This window comes from Spongiibacter sp. C9W (genome assembly GCF_057370015.1).
In genome coordinates, this window is record NZ_CM170672.1 from 1,823,095 (window position 1) to 1,838,535 (window position 15,441).

The 15,441-nt window shown below is 57.1% G+C and carries 14 protein-coding genes; 4 read left to right on the top strand and 10 right to left on the bottom strand.

Going from position 1 to position 15,441, the window contains the following annotated elements:
* Positions 1-351: 351 nt before the first annotated feature.
* The 10 genes from AC2Q8J_RS08690 to cyoA all read right to left on the bottom strand — a co-directional run bounded on the left by AC2Q8J_RS08690 (position 352) and on the right by cyoA (position 9,464).
* Positions 352-639 (bottom strand): hypothetical protein, encoded by a 288-nt coding sequence (locus AC2Q8J_RS08690; RefSeq protein ID WP_486451073.1) that lies wholly within the window; start codon positions 637-639, stop codon positions 352-354.
* Positions 636-2,246 (bottom strand): PepSY-associated TM helix domain-containing protein, encoded by a 1,611-nt coding sequence (locus tag AC2Q8J_RS08695; RefSeq protein ID WP_486451074.1) that lies wholly within the window; start codon positions 2,244-2,246, stop codon positions 636-638. Before AC2Q8J_RS08695 ends, AC2Q8J_RS08690 begins: the two co-directional genes overlap by 4 nt.
* Before the next feature lie 14 nt (positions 2,247-2,260).
* Positions 2,261-2,545: a hypothetical protein gene (locus tag AC2Q8J_RS08700; protein WP_204994614.1), complete on the bottom strand. Its 285-nt coding sequence runs from the start codon at positions 2,543-2,545 to the stop codon at positions 2,261-2,263.
* A 231-nt stretch (positions 2,546-2,776) separates the two neighbouring features.
* Entirely contained in the window at positions 2,777-3,325 is a 549-nt protein-coding gene (locus tag AC2Q8J_RS08705) for a response regulator transcription factor (protein WP_027873093.1), read from the bottom strand.
* A gap of 4 nt (positions 3,326-3,329) precedes the next feature.
* Complete coding sequence (locus tag AC2Q8J_RS08710; RefSeq protein WP_288362323.1) at positions 3,330-4,658, bottom strand: ATP-binding protein; 1,329 nt, start codon at positions 4,656-4,658, stop codon at positions 3,330-3,332.
* 82 nt (positions 4,659-4,740) lie between these two features.
* Complete coding sequence (locus AC2Q8J_RS08715) at positions 4,741-5,460, bottom strand: SURF1 family protein (protein ID WP_486451075.1); 720 nt, start codon at positions 5,458-5,460, stop codon at positions 4,741-4,743.
* 7 nt (positions 5,461-5,467) lie between these two features.
* Positions 5,468-5,815 carry a cytochrome o ubiquinol oxidase subunit IV gene (gene cyoD / locus AC2Q8J_RS08720; RefSeq protein WP_027873096.1) on the bottom strand — a complete coding sequence of 116 codons (348 nt, stop codon included), beginning with the start codon at positions 5,813-5,815 and terminating at the stop codon, positions 5,468-5,470.
* Positions 5,812-6,441: a cytochrome o ubiquinol oxidase subunit III gene (gene cyoC / locus AC2Q8J_RS08725; protein ID WP_204994618.1), complete on the bottom strand. Its 630-nt coding sequence runs from the start codon at positions 6,439-6,441 to the stop codon at positions 5,812-5,814. The genes cyoD and cyoC overlap by 4 nt, the downstream gene beginning before the upstream one ends.
* A complete protein-coding gene (gene cyoB, locus AC2Q8J_RS08730) occupies positions 6,441-8,435 on the bottom strand; it encodes a cytochrome o ubiquinol oxidase subunit I (RefSeq protein ID WP_486451076.1) in 1,995 nt (664 codons plus the stop codon). The genes cyoC and cyoB overlap by 1 nt, the downstream gene beginning before the upstream one ends.
* A gap of 75 nt (positions 8,436-8,510) precedes the next feature.
* Positions 8,511-9,464, bottom strand: coding sequence for a ubiquinol oxidase subunit II (gene cyoA, locus AC2Q8J_RS08735; RefSeq protein ID WP_204994619.1), 954 nt, complete (start codon positions 9,462-9,464; stop codon positions 8,511-8,513).
* A gap of 194 nt (positions 9,465-9,658) precedes the next feature.
* Here cyoA and AC2Q8J_RS08740 point away from each other — a divergent pair, with 194 nt between their 5' ends.
* The 4 genes from AC2Q8J_RS08740 (at position 9,659) to AC2Q8J_RS08755 (ending at position 15,432) form a co-directional block, all read left to right on the top strand.
* Positions 9,659-10,933 carry an MFS transporter gene (locus AC2Q8J_RS08740; RefSeq protein WP_486451077.1) on the top strand — a complete coding sequence of 425 codons (1,275 nt, stop codon included), beginning with the start codon at positions 9,659-9,661 and terminating at the stop codon, positions 10,931-10,933.
* Positions 10,934-11,060: 127 nt separating this feature from the next.
* Entirely contained in the window at positions 11,061-12,380 is a 1,320-nt protein-coding gene (locus AC2Q8J_RS08745) for a DASH family cryptochrome (RefSeq protein WP_486451078.1), read from the top strand.
* On the top strand, positions 12,377-13,870 hold the full coding sequence (locus AC2Q8J_RS08750; RefSeq protein ID WP_486451079.1) for an FAD-binding domain-containing protein: 1,494 nt from the start codon (positions 12,377-12,379) through the stop codon (positions 13,868-13,870). The genes AC2Q8J_RS08745 and AC2Q8J_RS08750 overlap by 4 nt, the downstream gene beginning before the upstream one ends.
* Positions 13,870-15,432 carry a cryptochrome/photolyase family protein gene (locus AC2Q8J_RS08755; RefSeq protein WP_486451080.1) on the top strand — a complete coding sequence of 521 codons (1,563 nt, stop codon included), beginning with the start codon at positions 13,870-13,872 and terminating at the stop codon, positions 15,430-15,432. Before AC2Q8J_RS08750 ends, AC2Q8J_RS08755 begins: the two co-directional genes overlap by 1 nt.
* Positions 15,433-15,441: the final 9 nt, after the last annotated feature.

Consider the following 15,441-nt stretch of genomic DNA (forward strand, 5'->3'; position numbering starts at 1 on the left):
CGCCCTCGCCGGTGCGCTAGCTGAAATCAAGTAAGGGGGAATAATGATAATCAACAAGAAGCCTAACTCAGTTTCGAAATTTCCCACACCAGAGAAGGTGAAGCGCGAAGTGCAATCGAGGAACGAAACTTTGCCCACGCCAGAAGCGGAGCCGCTTCGTTGTTGCGGCGGTTTAACCGCACCCTATTTAACGCTGGTGCCCTCCGGCAGCGATGAGCGCAAGTAGCCAACTTTCCCCCCTCATAGGGTTTGTTTTATTGCATTCTTTGATGAGCACCCTTTATCCTCTAATGACGTGGACCCCGTCTACACGATAGCAAACGCGTATGGCATGTATTGTTGTGTGGTCGTTTAAGGACGGGCTGCAAGAACTTCGGAGAGCAGCCAGCCATAGGTTAGGCTGGCACCCAACCATAACATCAGGCTGGCCCACATTCCCGCCAGCGCGAGCAGCACACCGGGCACAAGCATTGCGGTGAGTAGCCATCTACGATGACGTTGCGGAAGTGGTGAAAAGCCCTTGGCGGGGCTTGCGCCATAGCGGGCTAATTTTTGACGCCAACGCAATCGCTTTGGGTCGCGCAGGGCGAGCGCTGTTACGCTAAGCGCGCTGACGACGATGCTGAGCAGCAACATCATGGCGTGTTCACCTCCATGTCGCCGGTATCGATGAGGGGTTCCTCGGGCAACGCCAGGGTTTGACACCATTCACGGCGAAGCAGCCAGGCCCCGCCAAGCAGTAGGGCAACATCCAAAACCACAACAGCCGTTAAACCACCTGTGGCCGCGCTTACCCAGCCCGGGCCGCCTAGCAACAAACGCAGCGCTACCAAGGCGCAAAGTCCTAGCCCCAAACTGATGACGAGTATTCGCCGCACGCCAGTAACACGTCGAACGACGCTGGCAAGAATGCCGCTTAGCACCAGGCAAAGACCGAAGGCCTTGAACATCAGTGGCTCAACTGCCCCAGCCAGCACACCAGCTTGCTGCAGCAAATAGGCCGCCGCGGCGGCGACCAGTGCAAGAGGAAGCCCCCAAGCACTCCATAGTGTTGCCCGCAGTAGATACTGCCATGTTTTCAGCTGCTCTCGGCGCTTAACCCATAGGGTCAGGCCACTAATACAGACATAGGCGCCGGCAAACCCCAGAGCGAACCACACCGTTTTCGACAACCAACCGGCAAAATTTCCAAAATGCAGCGGCCCCATAAGCGCAACCAGGTCACTGCCCAGCGAGGGCGATTGCCCCAGAGCCGGTTTTTCACCAAGATTTTCACCAGTCTGGGCGTCGAAGGCGTAGCCTTTGGGCAGCAGCTCGCCCTCTGCTTGCCAGGGAAATACGCTAATGCGTGCGTCTTGCCTTCCCCAGTGGTCGACGGTTAAAAACCGCGTGCGATGCCCCGCCGCCCGAACGTCTTCCAACATGGCGTCGATATTCGCCATTTCGGCAGGGCGCGGGTCCTCGGCCGGAGGTAAGCCCTGAACAGTTTCGATAAGTTTTTCCTGGTCGCCGCCGAACGCCACCATGGCAATGGCGGGAATGGCAAAGGCGCCGGCCAGGCTATAGAAGCTGCCGGTAAACGCCAAAATAAACGCAAACGGCAGGTTCCAGGTACTCGCCATCACGTGAGCGTCTTTGTGACTGAGCACATCTCCACCGCGCCGGCGACGTAAAAACGCATCTTTAATAAGATGGCGGTGCATGGCAAAACCGCTAACGCAGGCGACTAATAAACTCAGGCCAAGAATACCGGTTAACATCAGGCCCCAAGGCGAGGGCACATGCAGTTGCACATGCCATTCGACCAGAAAGTGCCCGAGCTTGCCGTAGTGGCTTTGCGCTTCGATCTCGCTCTGGGTGCCCTCAAAGCGCTGCAGGATGTCTCCACTGGCCGGGTCAAATACGAATAACACCCCCTTTTCTTCCGGGTGTTCTCCATCCTCTGCCTCAGCATGAGTGTGGAAAAAAGCACGGATACGACCGCCTGCAGTTGCAAAGACAATGAGCTCGTCGAGATATTCAGGCGCCACATCGGCGGCGGCCTTTCTCAACATAGCATCAGTGCCCAGTGGAAAGGTTTCCGGTATAGCGGCCGGCAGCGGCGAGGCCCAGTCATTTATGTCGTCGGCGAATACCGCGATCGTGCCGGTTAAGATCACCCAGTAGAGCAGCAGGCCGAAAATCACCGCGCCCCAGCCGTGAAGCGCCAGCATCGTTTGAGTCGTTTTTTGCTGTAGCTTTAGCATCGAATTCTCGCCGTTTATTGCTGCGCTTGCAGTAGGTGCTGCGCAATCAACGCCGCGTGCACGGCAGTCAATATAAAGATCACTACCGAAGCGCGGCCCAGCCGATCCAATACGCTATAAAAGAACAGCACTGCCCAGATCGCGGGCAGCAGCACTACCGGAATAACGAAGTTATTAACCTGTGCCTGCCCCTCCGGCAGCCAGAGAGAACTGCCCGCCATAATAATGAGCGTGGCAAGTAGTACCAGCGGCCCAGCCAACACAAACCGCCAGATTTTTTCAGTGCGCGTTCCCGCCATCACTCCCGTCTCTCTGCTTTTTCATCCCTAATTTGTCAGCGCGATGACTACGCCGCGCAGGCGCGAGTTGGCGCTGCAGCGCATTATAACGAGAACGATTTTCATTTGCTATTAAGGGGCATGCGTTTTCTTGCGCCTGCGCAGAAGTAGCAGTAACGGCACCACACCGCAGCCCTTTCGGCGTGGGAGAAAGGAAAATTCGATTATTGGGATAGGGTTGGCGAGCGCCGTTTATTTAACTTGCTGCTTAGCCAGTTTTCTCGCCAGTGTGCGGCGATGCATACCGAGGCGGCGTGCGGTCTCAGAGATGTTAAAGTCGGTTTCAGCCAGCGTCTGGTGGATGCGTTCCCACTCCAGGGTTTTGATGGAGGTCGCACGCCCCGTCACTTTTATATCGGCGTTGCCTTCGGCATTGTTGAAAGCCGCTTCAATGTCATCGGTATTTGAAGGCTTAGCTAAGTAGTGGCAGGCGCCAAGTTTCACCGCCTCAACCGCCGTGGCAATGCTTGCGTAGCCGGTGAGCACCACAATGAGCATATCGCTGTCGTGTTTATGCAGGGCCTGCACACAGGCAAGACCCGAGGCCTCGCCATCGAGCTTTAAGTCCACCACGGCGTAACCGGGAGAGACCTCTGCCAGCAGCGCTTCCACCTGTTCCAGGCGGGTGGCGTGATGAACCTTATAGCCGCGGCGCTCAAATGAACGGCGGAGCGTGCGCGCAAACGCCTCGTCGTCTTCGACGAGCAACAAGGTTTTCTGATCGTGCTCGGCCTCAGCCATTGCATTAGTCCTCTTTTAACACCAGCGCATCGAGGGGGAGGCGAAGCATAACCTCCGCACCGCCCTCGTCAAGGTTGCGCGCCGCAAATACACCGCCCAACATCCTCGCTACGTTAAACACCAGAAACAGCCCCAATCCGCTACCTGGCCGCCCTTTGGTGGATTGATAGGGCTGGCCGAGGCGCTGGTAAACTTCCGCAGCAAAACCGGGGCCGTGGTCGCGCACCGCAATAATTAAGGTGTCGGCGTCGCGCTGCACGGTCAGCGCAATCCATTGCGGCGACGCTTCTAAAGCGTTATCCAGCAGATTACACACGGTTTGCTTCAGCACCGAGTCTGAGGCGATATCGACATCCTCGCCAAACTGGTTGTCGAAGCGCAACTCTCGGCTATTGCGTGTGCTGCGCCATTCATCGACCAGCTCATCAAAAAACTCACAAACGGTAGTTTCTACCGAGACTTCACCGCGCGTTTCGCCCGCCGACATGAGTATCCCGCTAACAATCTCCTTGCAGCGCTTAACCTGGGTTTGCATTTCGCCGATGTCATCCCCCAGATCGACGGAGTCGCGGAACACCGGCATGTGGCGCCAGTCACCCAAAATAACGTCGATGGTCGCCAGCGGCGTTCCCAACTCGTGGGCCGCGCCGGAGGCGAGCAAACCCATTCGCAGAATATGCTCTTCCTCGGCGGCCCGCTGCCGCAAGTCGGCAAGGCGGGCGTCGTGTTCTCTATGAGTACGGGTAATACGGTTAACAAAGATCACCAACAAGGCTGCCGTCAGTACCACACAGATAAACATGCCCTGCACGTAAACACTGTCGACACCGAGGTGGTAGTCCAGTGGCAAGCCAGCCAGCGGATGGCCGACTTCCGCCAGCCACAAAAAACACAGTGCGGCGACGCCCGCCAGCGTCCAGGCCAGTGGCGCCACCATCAGCACCGCCGCCAACCCCACTTGCAGTACATAAAGAAAGGCAAAGGGGTTGCTGACGCCGCCGCTCAGGTAGAGCTGAGCCGTGAGGGTGAACATGTCGACCAGCAGTCCGACAAATAACTCGCCGGCGTAGAGCTCGCGACCGAGACGCAAACTGATTTCGTACACCAGGTTGTAGGCCGCCAGACCCGCCAATACCCCACACATTTTTGCCAGCGGCAGATCGACCCCCAAACTAAAATGAGTGACCAATATAGTAAATAGCTGCCCGAGCACCGCCAACCAGCGCAGCTGCACCAGCTGGCGCATATGTTTGCTGAGGGTTTCATTGTTGCGATAGCTGAGCAGCGACATGGCGGCCAACAGAGCGCCTGCCCTGGCCCGGGGGTGTGACATTCTAGGGTTTCTCCCACGCGGTGATAGCGGTCGTTATTATACGTAAGAGACGGCCATCCAGCTCTAGAGCGCGCCGGCCTGCTTAGCGGCGGCGCTTCGCCTCTCGATACAGCATAGCAGCCGCAGCCAAAACCATGGCGGCTAGCGCATACCAGGTCAAGGCGTACACCATGTGAGAGTTGTGAAAGGTGACAACAGTCAGCCCACTGACCGGGGCATTGGCACCGGATTCCGCCGTTTTTGCATCGACGAAGTATGGCGCCAGCGGCACGCTCAAGGCGTTTGCCATTGCCTCGACATCCCGCGAATACCAGCGCTGTTGTTCAGGGAGGTTATCGCGCAGAAATGCGCCCTCTGGCTCAGTGAGCCTGAGCAAGCCCGTCACTTCCTGAGGCCCTTCCGGTGGTAAAGGTGCGCTCACGCCTTGATCGATATAGCCGCGATTCACCATCACCGTGCCGGCGTGCTCGGTGCGCAGCGGTGTCATCACCCAGTAGCCGCTGCCCAGTTCGGTGACGGCTTTGGCGAGCAGTGTCGCATCGCTAAGGTATTCGCCGCGAAGGCGAATGTGGCGGTATTCATCGCGGTCTCGATTGATACCGGGCCAATCTGCAATGCCTGGCGCCGCTTGCGCAGCGGCGTCCACGCGTGCAGTGACGCGCTCAATCAGCCCGAGCTTCCATACCCGTCGCTCCAGTTGCCAGTTACCCAAGGCCACCAAGCCCGCCGCCGTTGCCAATGCGACCAGCATGGCAACGGCAAGAAAGAACTGATGGCGGCGCGACGTGGGCGAGGCAGCCATAAGCGCCTTACATCATCCCCGGCATCATGCGGACGTTCATGTTGTACATGACCCACAATGAGCCGAACAAAGTGATGAACAGCAGCACCGCTGTAAATAGTAGCGACAGCATATTCCAGCCGCCTTCGGACTGAAAATTCATGTGCAGGAAGTACACCATGTGCACCAGAATCTGCACAACGGCGAACCCGAGGATCACCATCGCAGTCGTGCTATTGGAGTCGAAGACATTGCCCATAACCAGCCAGAACGGAATGGCCGTGAGAAACACCGACGCCAAAAAGCCAATCATATAGCCGCTAAAGGACGCGTGCGGCAGCTCTTCGTGGTGTTCGTGATCGTGATGATCGCTCATGACATAGACCCCATCAGATAGACAAAGGTAAAGACACCAATCCAAATGACATCAAGGAAGTGCCAGAACATCGACAGACAAAATACCCGGCGGCGATTCGTTAAGGTCAGGCCGTGCTTAGACAGCTGCAGCAACAGCGTTACCAACCAAATCACACCAATGGTTACGTGCAAGCCGTGGGTACCGACCAATGCAAAGAAGGCGGTTAGAAACGCACTGCGCTGTGGGCCCGCTCCCTGATGAATCAGGTGGTAGAACTCATACAGCTCAACGCTTAAAAACGCCGTGCCCAACACGCCGGTGAGCGCCAGCCAGAGCAGTGTGCCCTGCAGCTTGTTCTGCTGCATTTGCAGCAGTGCAAAACCGTAGGTGATCGACGACAGCAACAAGAAGGCGGTGTTGATCGCCACCAGCGGCAGGTCGAACAAGTCGGCACCAGTGGGGCCACCGGCAAAGCTTTGGCTGAGTACCCCATAGGTTGCAAACAGTGCCGCAAAGATGAGGCAGTCGCTCATCAGGTACAACCAGAAACCCAGCAGCGTACCGTTAGGCGCGTGGTGATCGCCGCGCACGAAAAACTCCAGGTCGCCGTTTTTCGTCGCAGCCGTGGCAGTGGGATGTGACATTAGGCTTTCACCTCACTTGCTTGCGTTTCGATGCGCGCCACCTCATCAGCGGGGATGTGGTAATCGCGATCGTAGTTAAAGGTATGCACGATGGTCGCCAGAATCAGCGCCACCAACGACAGCGCCGCGGGCAGCCACATGTGCCAGATCAGGGTAAAACCCAGCACCGTGCTGATACCGGCAATCACCATTCCCGCCGCTGTATTTTTCGGCATATGGATCGGTAAGAAGCCGTCTTGAGGGCGCTTCACACCGTTGGCCTTCATTTGCCACCAGGCGTCGTTGTCATGCACGCGCGGGGTGAAGGCAAAGTTGTACTGCGGCGGCGGCGACGTGGTCGACCACTCCAGCGTACGGCCATCCCAGGGGTCACCGGTTTCGTCGCGCAGTTGGTCGCGCTTGCGGTAGCTGAAATAGAACTGCAGCAGGAAGCAGATAATACCGATGCCGACTAACACGGCGCCGACCAGCGCGATCTGGAACCAGATCTGCAGCGACGGATCGTCAAAGTGGCTCATGCGACGCGTTACGCCCATCAGGCCCAATACGTACAGCGGCATAAAGGCCAGATAGAAACCGATAATCCAGAACCAGAAGGTCATTTTGCCCCAGAAGGGGTCCAGCTTGTATCCCGTTACTTTCGGGTACCAGTAGGCGATAGCCGCAAACACACCAAAGACCACACCACCGATAATCACATTGTGGAAGTGAGCAATCAGGAACAGGCTGTTGTGCAGTACAAAGTCAGCGGAAGGCACAGCCAACAGTACGCCCGTCATACCACCGATAACAAAGGTCACCATAAAGCCGACCGTCCACAGCATGGGCACGTCAAACTTGATACGACCGCGGTACATGGTAAACAGCCAGTTGAACACCTTGGCACCGGTCGGGATCGAGATGATCATGGTGGTGATGCCGAAGAAGCTATTCACCGTTGCCCCGCTTCCCATGGTGAAGAAGTGGTGCAGCCATACCAGGTAGGACAGGATGGTAATGACCACTGTCGCGTAGACCATCGACGAGTAACCGAACAGACGCTTGCCGCTGTAGGTCGCCACAATTTCTGAGAACACACCAAACAGTGGCAGGATCAGGATATAGACTTCGGGGTGACCCCAAATCCAGATCAGGTTCACGTACATCATGGCGTTACCGCCAAGGTCGTTGGTGAAGAAGTTAGTGTCGAGGTAGCGATCCATAGACAGCATCGCCAGCACCGCAGTCAGCACGGGGAAAGCCGCCACAATCAGGACGTTAGTGCACAGCGCTGTCCAGGTGAATACCGGCATTTTCATCATCGACATGCCCGGTGCGCGCATCTTCACGATAGTAACCACGAAGTTGACGCCCGACAGCAGTGTACCGACCCCGGCAATCTGCAGGGCCCAAATATAGTAGTCCACCCCCACGCCCGGACTTTGCAGTATCCCGGTCAAAGGCGGGTAGGCCAGCCAGCCCGATTTCGCGAACTCGCCCACGAACAGTGACATCATCACCAAAATCGCGCCCGAGGCCGTCATCCAGAAGCTGAAGTTGTTAAGGAAGGGGAAGGCGACATCGCGGGCACCGATTTGCAGCGGCACGATGTAGTTCATAATGCCGACCACAAAGGGCATGGCCACGAAGAAGATCATAATCACACCGTGGGCGGTGAAGATCTGGTCGTAGTGATCCGGCGGCAGGTAGCCCATGGAATCACCAAACGCGATGGCCTGCTGGATACGCATCATGATCGCGTCGGCAAAGCCGCGCAGCATCATCACAATGCCCAGAATCATATACATCACACCGATGCGTTTATGATCGATACTGGTAAACCATTCGGTCCACAAGTAGCCCCACAGTTTGGCGCGAGTGATCGCAACCAGCAGGGCAACACCCCCAATCGCTACCATGGCGAAAGTCGCCACAATAATTGGGTCGTGGTAAGGAATGGCCTCCAGACTGAGTCGGCCAAAAATCATTTTACCTAGGTCGAACGTGTCAGACATGGGAATTACCGGCGCCCCAGGCGCTGTTCGGGTGAATGGAAGGGCTGCACTGCAACCCGCTCAAAATGTGAGGCATCAATGCGCATGGTGATCTGCCTCGTGTTGACTGTGATCCTGATGACCACTGTGGCCGCCCATCATGTCCTTCATGCAGAGCGTGCCGGGATCAACGCAGCGGTTAAGAATGGCGTCGTAGAGGCCAGGCATCACCGTGTTGAAGTAGCGAACCGGGTCATACTGACTGGGTTTCTCCAGCTCTTTATACGCGGTACGGCTCAACTCGGTGCCCTGGCTTTTAACGGTGTCCAGCCACTGAGCAAAGCCTTCGTCGGTCTTGCCGTGGAATTTAAAGCGCATACCGTTAAAGCCGGCACCGGAGTAGTTAGCAGAGAAACCGTCGTAGACGCCTTCCTCATTAATAACGGCGTGCAACTGCGTTTCCATGCCGCCCATGGCGTAGATCTGGCCCGCCAGGGCCGGGATGAAAAACGAGTTCATCATCGTTGTTGCGGTGATCTTAAATTTGATCGGACGATCCAGCGGTGCCGCCAGCTCGTTAACCGCCGCCACATCGTACTCGGGGTAGAAAAACAACCACTTCCAATCCATCGCGACCACTTCCACGATCAGCGGCTCCACACCGGCCGGAACCGGCTTGCCTTCGTCTACGCGGTCGAGCGGACGGTAAGGGTCGAGTTGGTGAGTACTCACCCAGGTCATGGCGCCCAGAGCAATAATGATTGCCAGCGGCGCCGCCCAGATCACTAACTCCAAATGCGTTGAGTGATCCCAGTCGGGCTGGTATGTTGCTTTTTTGTTCGACGCGCGATAGCGCCAAGCAAACAGCAGCGTCAGCGCAATGACGGGCACAACGATAATTAACATAAGTACCGTTGCCCAAATAATCAGGTCAGCCTGCTGAGCGGCGATATCGCCCGAGGGCGACATAACAACCCAGTCGCAGCCACTGATCATTGCGACGCCCGCCGTCGCAGCTAATGATTTGATAAGGGTTTTGAACACTGTCATCGCTACACGCTTGTCCAGTTATTGCATTGGGTTGTGGACTGTACGTGAACGAATAGGGAGTGAGAATTGGACAATTTGTCCTATGTTCGCTTTCAAACAAAGCCGTTAGGCTTCGTGTCACTCAGAGTACTACGGGCGGAAAACACCTTCTGACTATGGCAAATTTAACAGCAAATACCTCAACAGCTGAGGACATGAAAACCCCAGCGGGACACTCTCCAGTCGCCCCCAGCGAAATAGCAGTGGGCGTCATTATCGGCAGAGCTTCCGAGCATTTTGACTTCTTCGTGTTCGGTATCGCCTGCGTGCTGGTCTTCCCGCATGTCTTCTTTCCTTTTACTGACTCGCTAAATGGCATGCTCTATGGCTTTGCCATTTTCGCTATGGCCTTCGTCGCTCGCCCCTTCGGCACCGCACTATTCATGGCCATTCAGCGCCGCTGGGGCCGAAGCGTTAAGCTAACCGTATCGCTCTTCCTGTTAGGAACGGCGACGGCGGGCATCGCCTTTTTGCCAAGCTACGCCAGCCTGGGTGGCAGCGCCATCTTCCTGCTTGCCGTGTTCCGGATCTTGCAGGGCTTTGCGTTAGGCGGCTCATGGGACGGCCTACCATCACTGCTCGCATTGAATGCGCCCCCGGCTAAGCGCAACTGGTATACCATGTTCGGTCAGCTGGGTGCGCCTATCGGCTTCCTGCTTGCCAATGCATTGTTCTTATACCTAACACTCAGCGTAAGCCAGGAAGATTTCCAAAACTGGGCGTGGCGCTACCCCTTCTTTGTCGCCTTCGCAATTAACGTTGTCGCCCTGTTCGCACGGCTGCGCCTAGTGCTCACCGAAGAGTACACACTGGCGATGGAAGAGAAAGAACTGGAGCCGGTCAGCACCAAGAGAATGCTCGATGAAGAAGGCCCAACGATCTTCCTCGGCGCCTTTGCGGCACTGGCCAGCTACGCCCTGTTCCACATTGTGACGATCTTCCCGCTGTCGTGGATCTCGCTGCAGAACTCTCAGGTCATCACCAATGTGCTGACCGTGCAAATCTTCGGCGGTGTGATCGGCGTTGTCGCAACCCTCGCCTCGGGCCTGATTGCCAGCCGCCTCGGTAAGCGGGCGCTGGTTGCCTCGATGGCGGTGCTGATCGCTGCCTTCGCCGCCTTTGCCCCCGCACTACTTGGCGGCTCGGCGGGTGCGCAAAACGCCTTCATCCTGATCGGCTTTGCGCTGCTCGGCTTGTCATATGGCCAATCGTCGGGAACCGTTACCGACAACTTTGCCCCGCGCTTCCGCTATGCCGGTGCGGCACTGACTTCTGACTTCGCCTGGTTGTTCGGCGCAGCCTTTGCCCCGCTGATCGCCCTGGGCCTGTCTGTGCACTTCGGTTTGACCGCCGTGTCCGGCTACCTGCTCTCCGGTGCGCTAAGCACCCTGCTGGCACTTTATATCCTGCGCCGCCTCGCGGCGAAGTAAGCCAGCTCCCTTTTAGGCTCTCGCCCCACTCCCCCGGGGTGGGGGCCTTATTTTCCCGCCACCTTTTAGCAAATCCAAAGCCTCCCCGACGCCCTATAAGTTCTAGAGACCACTACTGGGGTTAGGCATGCGCCGAGGACTATTTTTATTCAGCAATGACCTTCGTCTGCACGACAATGCAGCGCTGCGGCGCATTGCCAGTCATGTAGACGAGTTGTTGCTCGTGTATTGCCTGGACCCAGAGTTATTCCGGCCTCGATTCTGTCAGACCCCGGCTCTGGGTAGCCACCGCCTGAAATTTATCCAGGAGAGTCTGCGCGACCTACAGGCGCAACTGGCCTCGATGGGCCAGCGACTTACCATTGTCGAGGCGTCGGCAGGGCGCACGATTCCGGCGCTGGTCGAGCGCTACGACGTTGCAGTCATCGCGCAGGCGCAGGCCATCGGGCTGGATGAGCGCCGACAGTGGCAAGCCCTGCAACAACAGCTCCCCGACTGCCGTTTTATCGAGGCCAATAATCACTGTCTGTTTGAAGTCGACGAGCTGCCGTTTTCGCTGGGTGGCCTGCCCGAAAGCTTTTCAAAATTTCGCCGCAAACTCGGCGACCAGCTTCCCAGCCCCGCGCTCGCCGCACCCGCTTCTCTTCCGCCGCCACCTGCCGGTTGGCGCACCGAGAGCCACGCAGGTTATAGCGCCGCTGGCGAGCAACGGTTTATTGGCGGTGAAACGGCTGCCATCGCTCACTTGAAAAACTATTTTTCAACAGCGCTGCCCACCCAGTACAAAGCAACACGCAATGCACTGTGGGGGTGGGAGACCTCAACCAAGTTTTCTGCCTGGCTGGCAAACGGCTGCCTGTCGCCCAGGCGGCTGCTCGATACGCTGATCGACTACGAGCAAAGCGTGCAGCGCAATGGCTCCACCGAGTGGATTTACGTCGAGTTACTTTGGCGGGAGTACTTCCAGTTCTATGCCCTGCGCCACGGCGCAGACCTGTTTTCATTTTCAGGCATTAAGCACCAAAAACCGCTAACCAGCTTTTACCCACAACGCTTTCGCCAGTGGTGCGAGGGCACAACGCCCTACCCAATCGTTAATGCGTGTATGCGCGAGCTAAATGCCAGCGGCTACATGAGTAACCGAGGGCGGCAGATCGTCGCGAGTTGCTTCGTCCATGAGATGGGACTGGACTGGCGCTACGGCGCGGCTTATTTTCAGCGCCAGCTCATCGATTACGACGTCGCCAGCAACTGGGGGAATTGGCAGTATCTGGCAGGTGTTGGCGCTGACCCGCGCGGACACCGACACTTTGACCTGAATAAGCAAACCGAACAGTTCGACCCCGATGGTGAATTCCGCCGTCACTGGCTCGGCGAGGACGCCACCGCCGTCGAGCTCGACCATATCGATATCGTTGACTGGCCCATCCTGAGAGAGGGGCAATGAGCCGCGCCATTCAACTGGTGTGGCTAAAACGCGACCTTCGCCTCAGCGACCACGCCCCCCTTGTCAACGCCTGCGCAGCGGGCGGACCGGTACTACTTCTATACATTTTCGAACCGGAATTACTGGCCGACCCGCACTACGATGAACGTCATTGGCGCTTTGTGTGGCAGTCGCTGGAAGCCATGCAAACTGCGCTGAAACCCTTTGGCGGACACGTTCAGGTATTGCACGGCGAGCCACTGGCGATTTTTTCCGCTCTGCAGCAGCGCCTTACCATCGACACCGTTTTCAGCCACCAGGAAATCGGGCTGGCCTCCACGTTTGCTCGCGACCGCCGACTTGCCGCGTTCTTCACCGCATCAAACATACGCTGGCAGCAAAGCCCTAGCGGTGCGGTTCAGCGCGGCGCAACGCATCGGCGCGGCTGGGACAGTCGATGGCAGAAAGTCATGCGCGCCTCACCGGCCGCGCCATCACTGAATAGCACCACATTTTCAGAGCCACTGCAGCTAAACGACTTTGACATGCAGCCACCGGCAAGCTGGACAAGTCCAAACGCCGCCTTTCAGCAGGGCGGCGCTGATGCCGCCTGGCAAACCCTGCACAGCTTCTTTGAGCACCGTGGCAAGGACTACTACCGCTCACTGTCCAGCCCTGAGCTGAGTCGCGCCGCATGTTCCCGTCTGTCGCCATACTTGGCGTGGGGCTGCATTAGCCTGCGCGAGGTCTATCAATATTTGCTCGCGCGCTGGCGCACGCCGGGCTGGTCTCGCAGCCATGTCGCCTTTTCCTCACGGCTTCACTGGCACTGTCACTTTATGCAGAAATTTGAAAGTGAATGTGAAATGGAGAAGCGGCCACTCAATCGCGCCTACGAGGCGTTTCCATGGCGGGAGGGGGAAGACGCGGAGCGCGACCTGATCGCCTGGCAATCGGGTAAAACCGGCTATCCTTTAGTGGATGCCTGCATGCGCTGCCTGCAGGCCACCGGTTACATCAACTTTCGGATGCGCGCTATGTTAGTGAGCTTTCTCTGCCATCACCTACGGATCAATTGGACGCGGGGTAGCCAGCACTTGGCGTCACTCTTTCTGGATTTTGAGCCCGGCATTCACTACCCACAAATGCAAATGCAAGCCGGCGTTACCGGGATCAATACGCTGCGCATCTACAACCCTGTTAAACAATCCCAGGAGCACGACCCCGAGGGAACCTTTATTCGCCAGTGGTTGCCAGAGCTGGCAAACCTGCCCAGCCCCGTCATCCATCAACCGTGGCATATTCCACCGCTGGAGGCGGCGATGTATCACTTCACACCGGGCGAGGATTACCCGCTACCCATCGTCGATATTAGCGTCAGCGGGAAAACAGCACGAAGCGTGTTCTGGCAGTGGCGCGCCCGTCCCGATGTTAAGCAAGAAGCCCAACGCATCTTGGCCACGCATGTGCGCCCCAAACTCAACACCACCCCGACGAAGCGAGCCGGATAATGCGCCAGTATCAACGCCTGCGATTGATTCTCGGTGACCAACTGAATGCCAGCCACAGCTGGTACCGAGAGCACGACGATCAAACCCTTTACGTTATTGCCGAGCTGCATCAGGAAGCCAGCTACTGCCGACACCACATTCAGAAACTGTGCGGCTTTTTCGCCGCCATGGAGCAGTTTGCCAATGCGCTAAAAAAAGCGGGCCACCATGTCCTGCACCTGGACCTGGATGACACTGCAGAAGATGCCGACCTCAACGCCCTGCTGCAACGCTTATGCCGCCACTACGCGGTTTCACAGCTGGAGTATCAGCAACCTGACGAGTACCGGGTGCACCAGCAGTTACAAGCGCTGACACTAGCAAATGGCGTGCAGCATCACTGCGTAGACAGCGAGCACTTCATGCTGCCCTTTGCGGAACTGGGGCAGTATTTTACGGCAGGCAAAGCCCAGAAAATGGAATTTTTTTATCGCAAGATGCGCAAACGCTTTCACGTGTTAATGGACGGGGAAAACGGCGACGAGCCCCGTGGCGGGCGGTGGAATTACGATGCGGATAACCGCAACAAGCTCAGTGCTGAGGACCTCGATGCCATCCCCGAGGCGCTGTGTTTTGCCAACCCCGTCGGGCCGATTCGCGAGCGCATTGCCCGCCACAACATCGCCAGCATCGGCCAGTGCAGCGACGAGCTTCCCTGGCCGATTACCCGCCAGCAGGCCCTACAACTGCTCACGTATTTTTGTGAGCAGCTGCTACCGAACTTCGGCCGCTTTCAAGACGCCATGACTGCACGTAGCGACCACCGATGGAGCCTTTACCATTCGCGCCTCGCCTTTGCGATGAACAGCAAGCTGTTGTCGCCAAAGCAGGTGATTGATGCATCTCTGAATGCCTTTGAGCGAAGCGATGGCGCGATAGACATTGCGCAAATCGAGGGTTTTATCCGCCAGATTTTAGGCTGGCGAGAATTTGTGCGCGGCGTTTATTGGGCAAATATGCCCGACTACGGCGAGCGCAATGCCCTGAATGCCCAGCGACCGCTGCCGCGTTGGTATTGGAACGGCGAGACACACATGCACTGCCTGAAGCAGGCAATAGACCAGTCGCTGACGCACGCCTACGCCCATCATATCCAACGCCTAATGGTCACCGGGAACTTTGCGCTGCTGGCTGGCATTCATCCCGATGCGGTCGACAGCTGGTACCTGGGCATTTATATCGATGCCCTGGAGTGGGTGGAAATGCCCAATACTCGCGGCATGAGCCAGTACGCCGATGGCGGCTTGGTGGCCAGTAAAGCCTACGCCGCGAGCGGTAACTACATGAACAAAATGAGCGACTACTGCGGCGACTGCCACTACAAGGTGAAAGAAAAAACAGGCGAGCGAAGCTGCCCTTTAAATAGCCTGTACTGGCATTTTATGCTGCGCCACCGCGAGAATTTTGCGCGTAACCCGAGGGTCGGCATGGTTTACAAAAGCTGGGATAAGATGGCTGATGACAAGCAACAAGCCGTGTTGCAACGCGCCGACTGGTGCCTGGAGAATATCGACACGCTATAGTGTTTGCAC

Excerpts from the sequence above, each read along its gene's own strand:
- AC2Q8J_RS08740 (WP_486451077.1), top strand. The coding sequence starts at position 9,659 with ATGAAAACCCCAGCGGGACACTCTCCAGTCGCCCCCAGCGAAATAGCA.
- cyoC (WP_204994618.1), bottom strand. The coding sequence starts at position 6,441 with ATGTCACATCCCACTGCCACGGCTGCGACGAAAAACGGCGACCTGGAG.
- AC2Q8J_RS08755 (WP_486451080.1), top strand. The coding sequence starts at position 13,870 with ATGCGCCAGTATCAACGCCTGCGATTGATTCTCGGTGACCAACTGAAT.
- AC2Q8J_RS08700 (WP_204994614.1), bottom strand. The coding sequence starts at position 2,545 with ATGGCGGGAACGCGCACTGAAAAAATCTGGCGGTTTGTGTTGGCTGGG.
- cyoA (WP_204994619.1), bottom strand. The coding sequence starts at position 9,464 with ATGACAGTGTTCAAAACCCTTATCAAATCATTAGCTGCGACGGCGGGC.
- AC2Q8J_RS08710 (WP_288362323.1), bottom strand. The coding sequence starts at position 4,658 with ATGTCACACCCCCGGGCCAGGGCAGGCGCTCTGTTGGCCGCCATGTCG.
- AC2Q8J_RS08705 (WP_027873093.1), bottom strand. The coding sequence starts at position 3,325 with ATGGCTGAGGCCGAGCACGATCAGAAAACCTTGTTGCTCGTCGAAGAC.
- AC2Q8J_RS08695 (WP_486451074.1), bottom strand. The coding sequence starts at position 2,246 with ATGCTAAAGCTACAGCAAAAAACGACTCAAACGATGCTGGCGCTTCAC.
- AC2Q8J_RS08715 (WP_486451075.1), bottom strand. The coding sequence starts at position 5,460 with ATGGCTGCCTCGCCCACGTCGCGCCGCCATCAGTTCTTTCTTGCCGTT.
- cyoD (WP_027873096.1), bottom strand. The coding sequence starts at position 5,815 with ATGAGCGATCATCACGATCACGAACACCACGAAGAGCTGCCGCACGCG.
- AC2Q8J_RS08745 (WP_486451078.1), top strand. The coding sequence starts at position 11,061 with ATGCGCCGAGGACTATTTTTATTCAGCAATGACCTTCGTCTGCACGAC.
- AC2Q8J_RS08690 (WP_486451073.1), bottom strand. The coding sequence starts at position 639 with ATGATGTTGCTGCTCAGCATCGTCGTCAGCGCGCTTAGCGTAACAGCG.
- AC2Q8J_RS08750 (WP_486451079.1), top strand. The coding sequence starts at position 12,377 with ATGAGCCGCGCCATTCAACTGGTGTGGCTAAAACGCGACCTTCGCCTC.
- cyoB (WP_486451076.1), bottom strand. The coding sequence starts at position 8,435 with ATGTCTGACACGTTCGACCTAGGTAAAATGATTTTTGGCCGACTCAGT.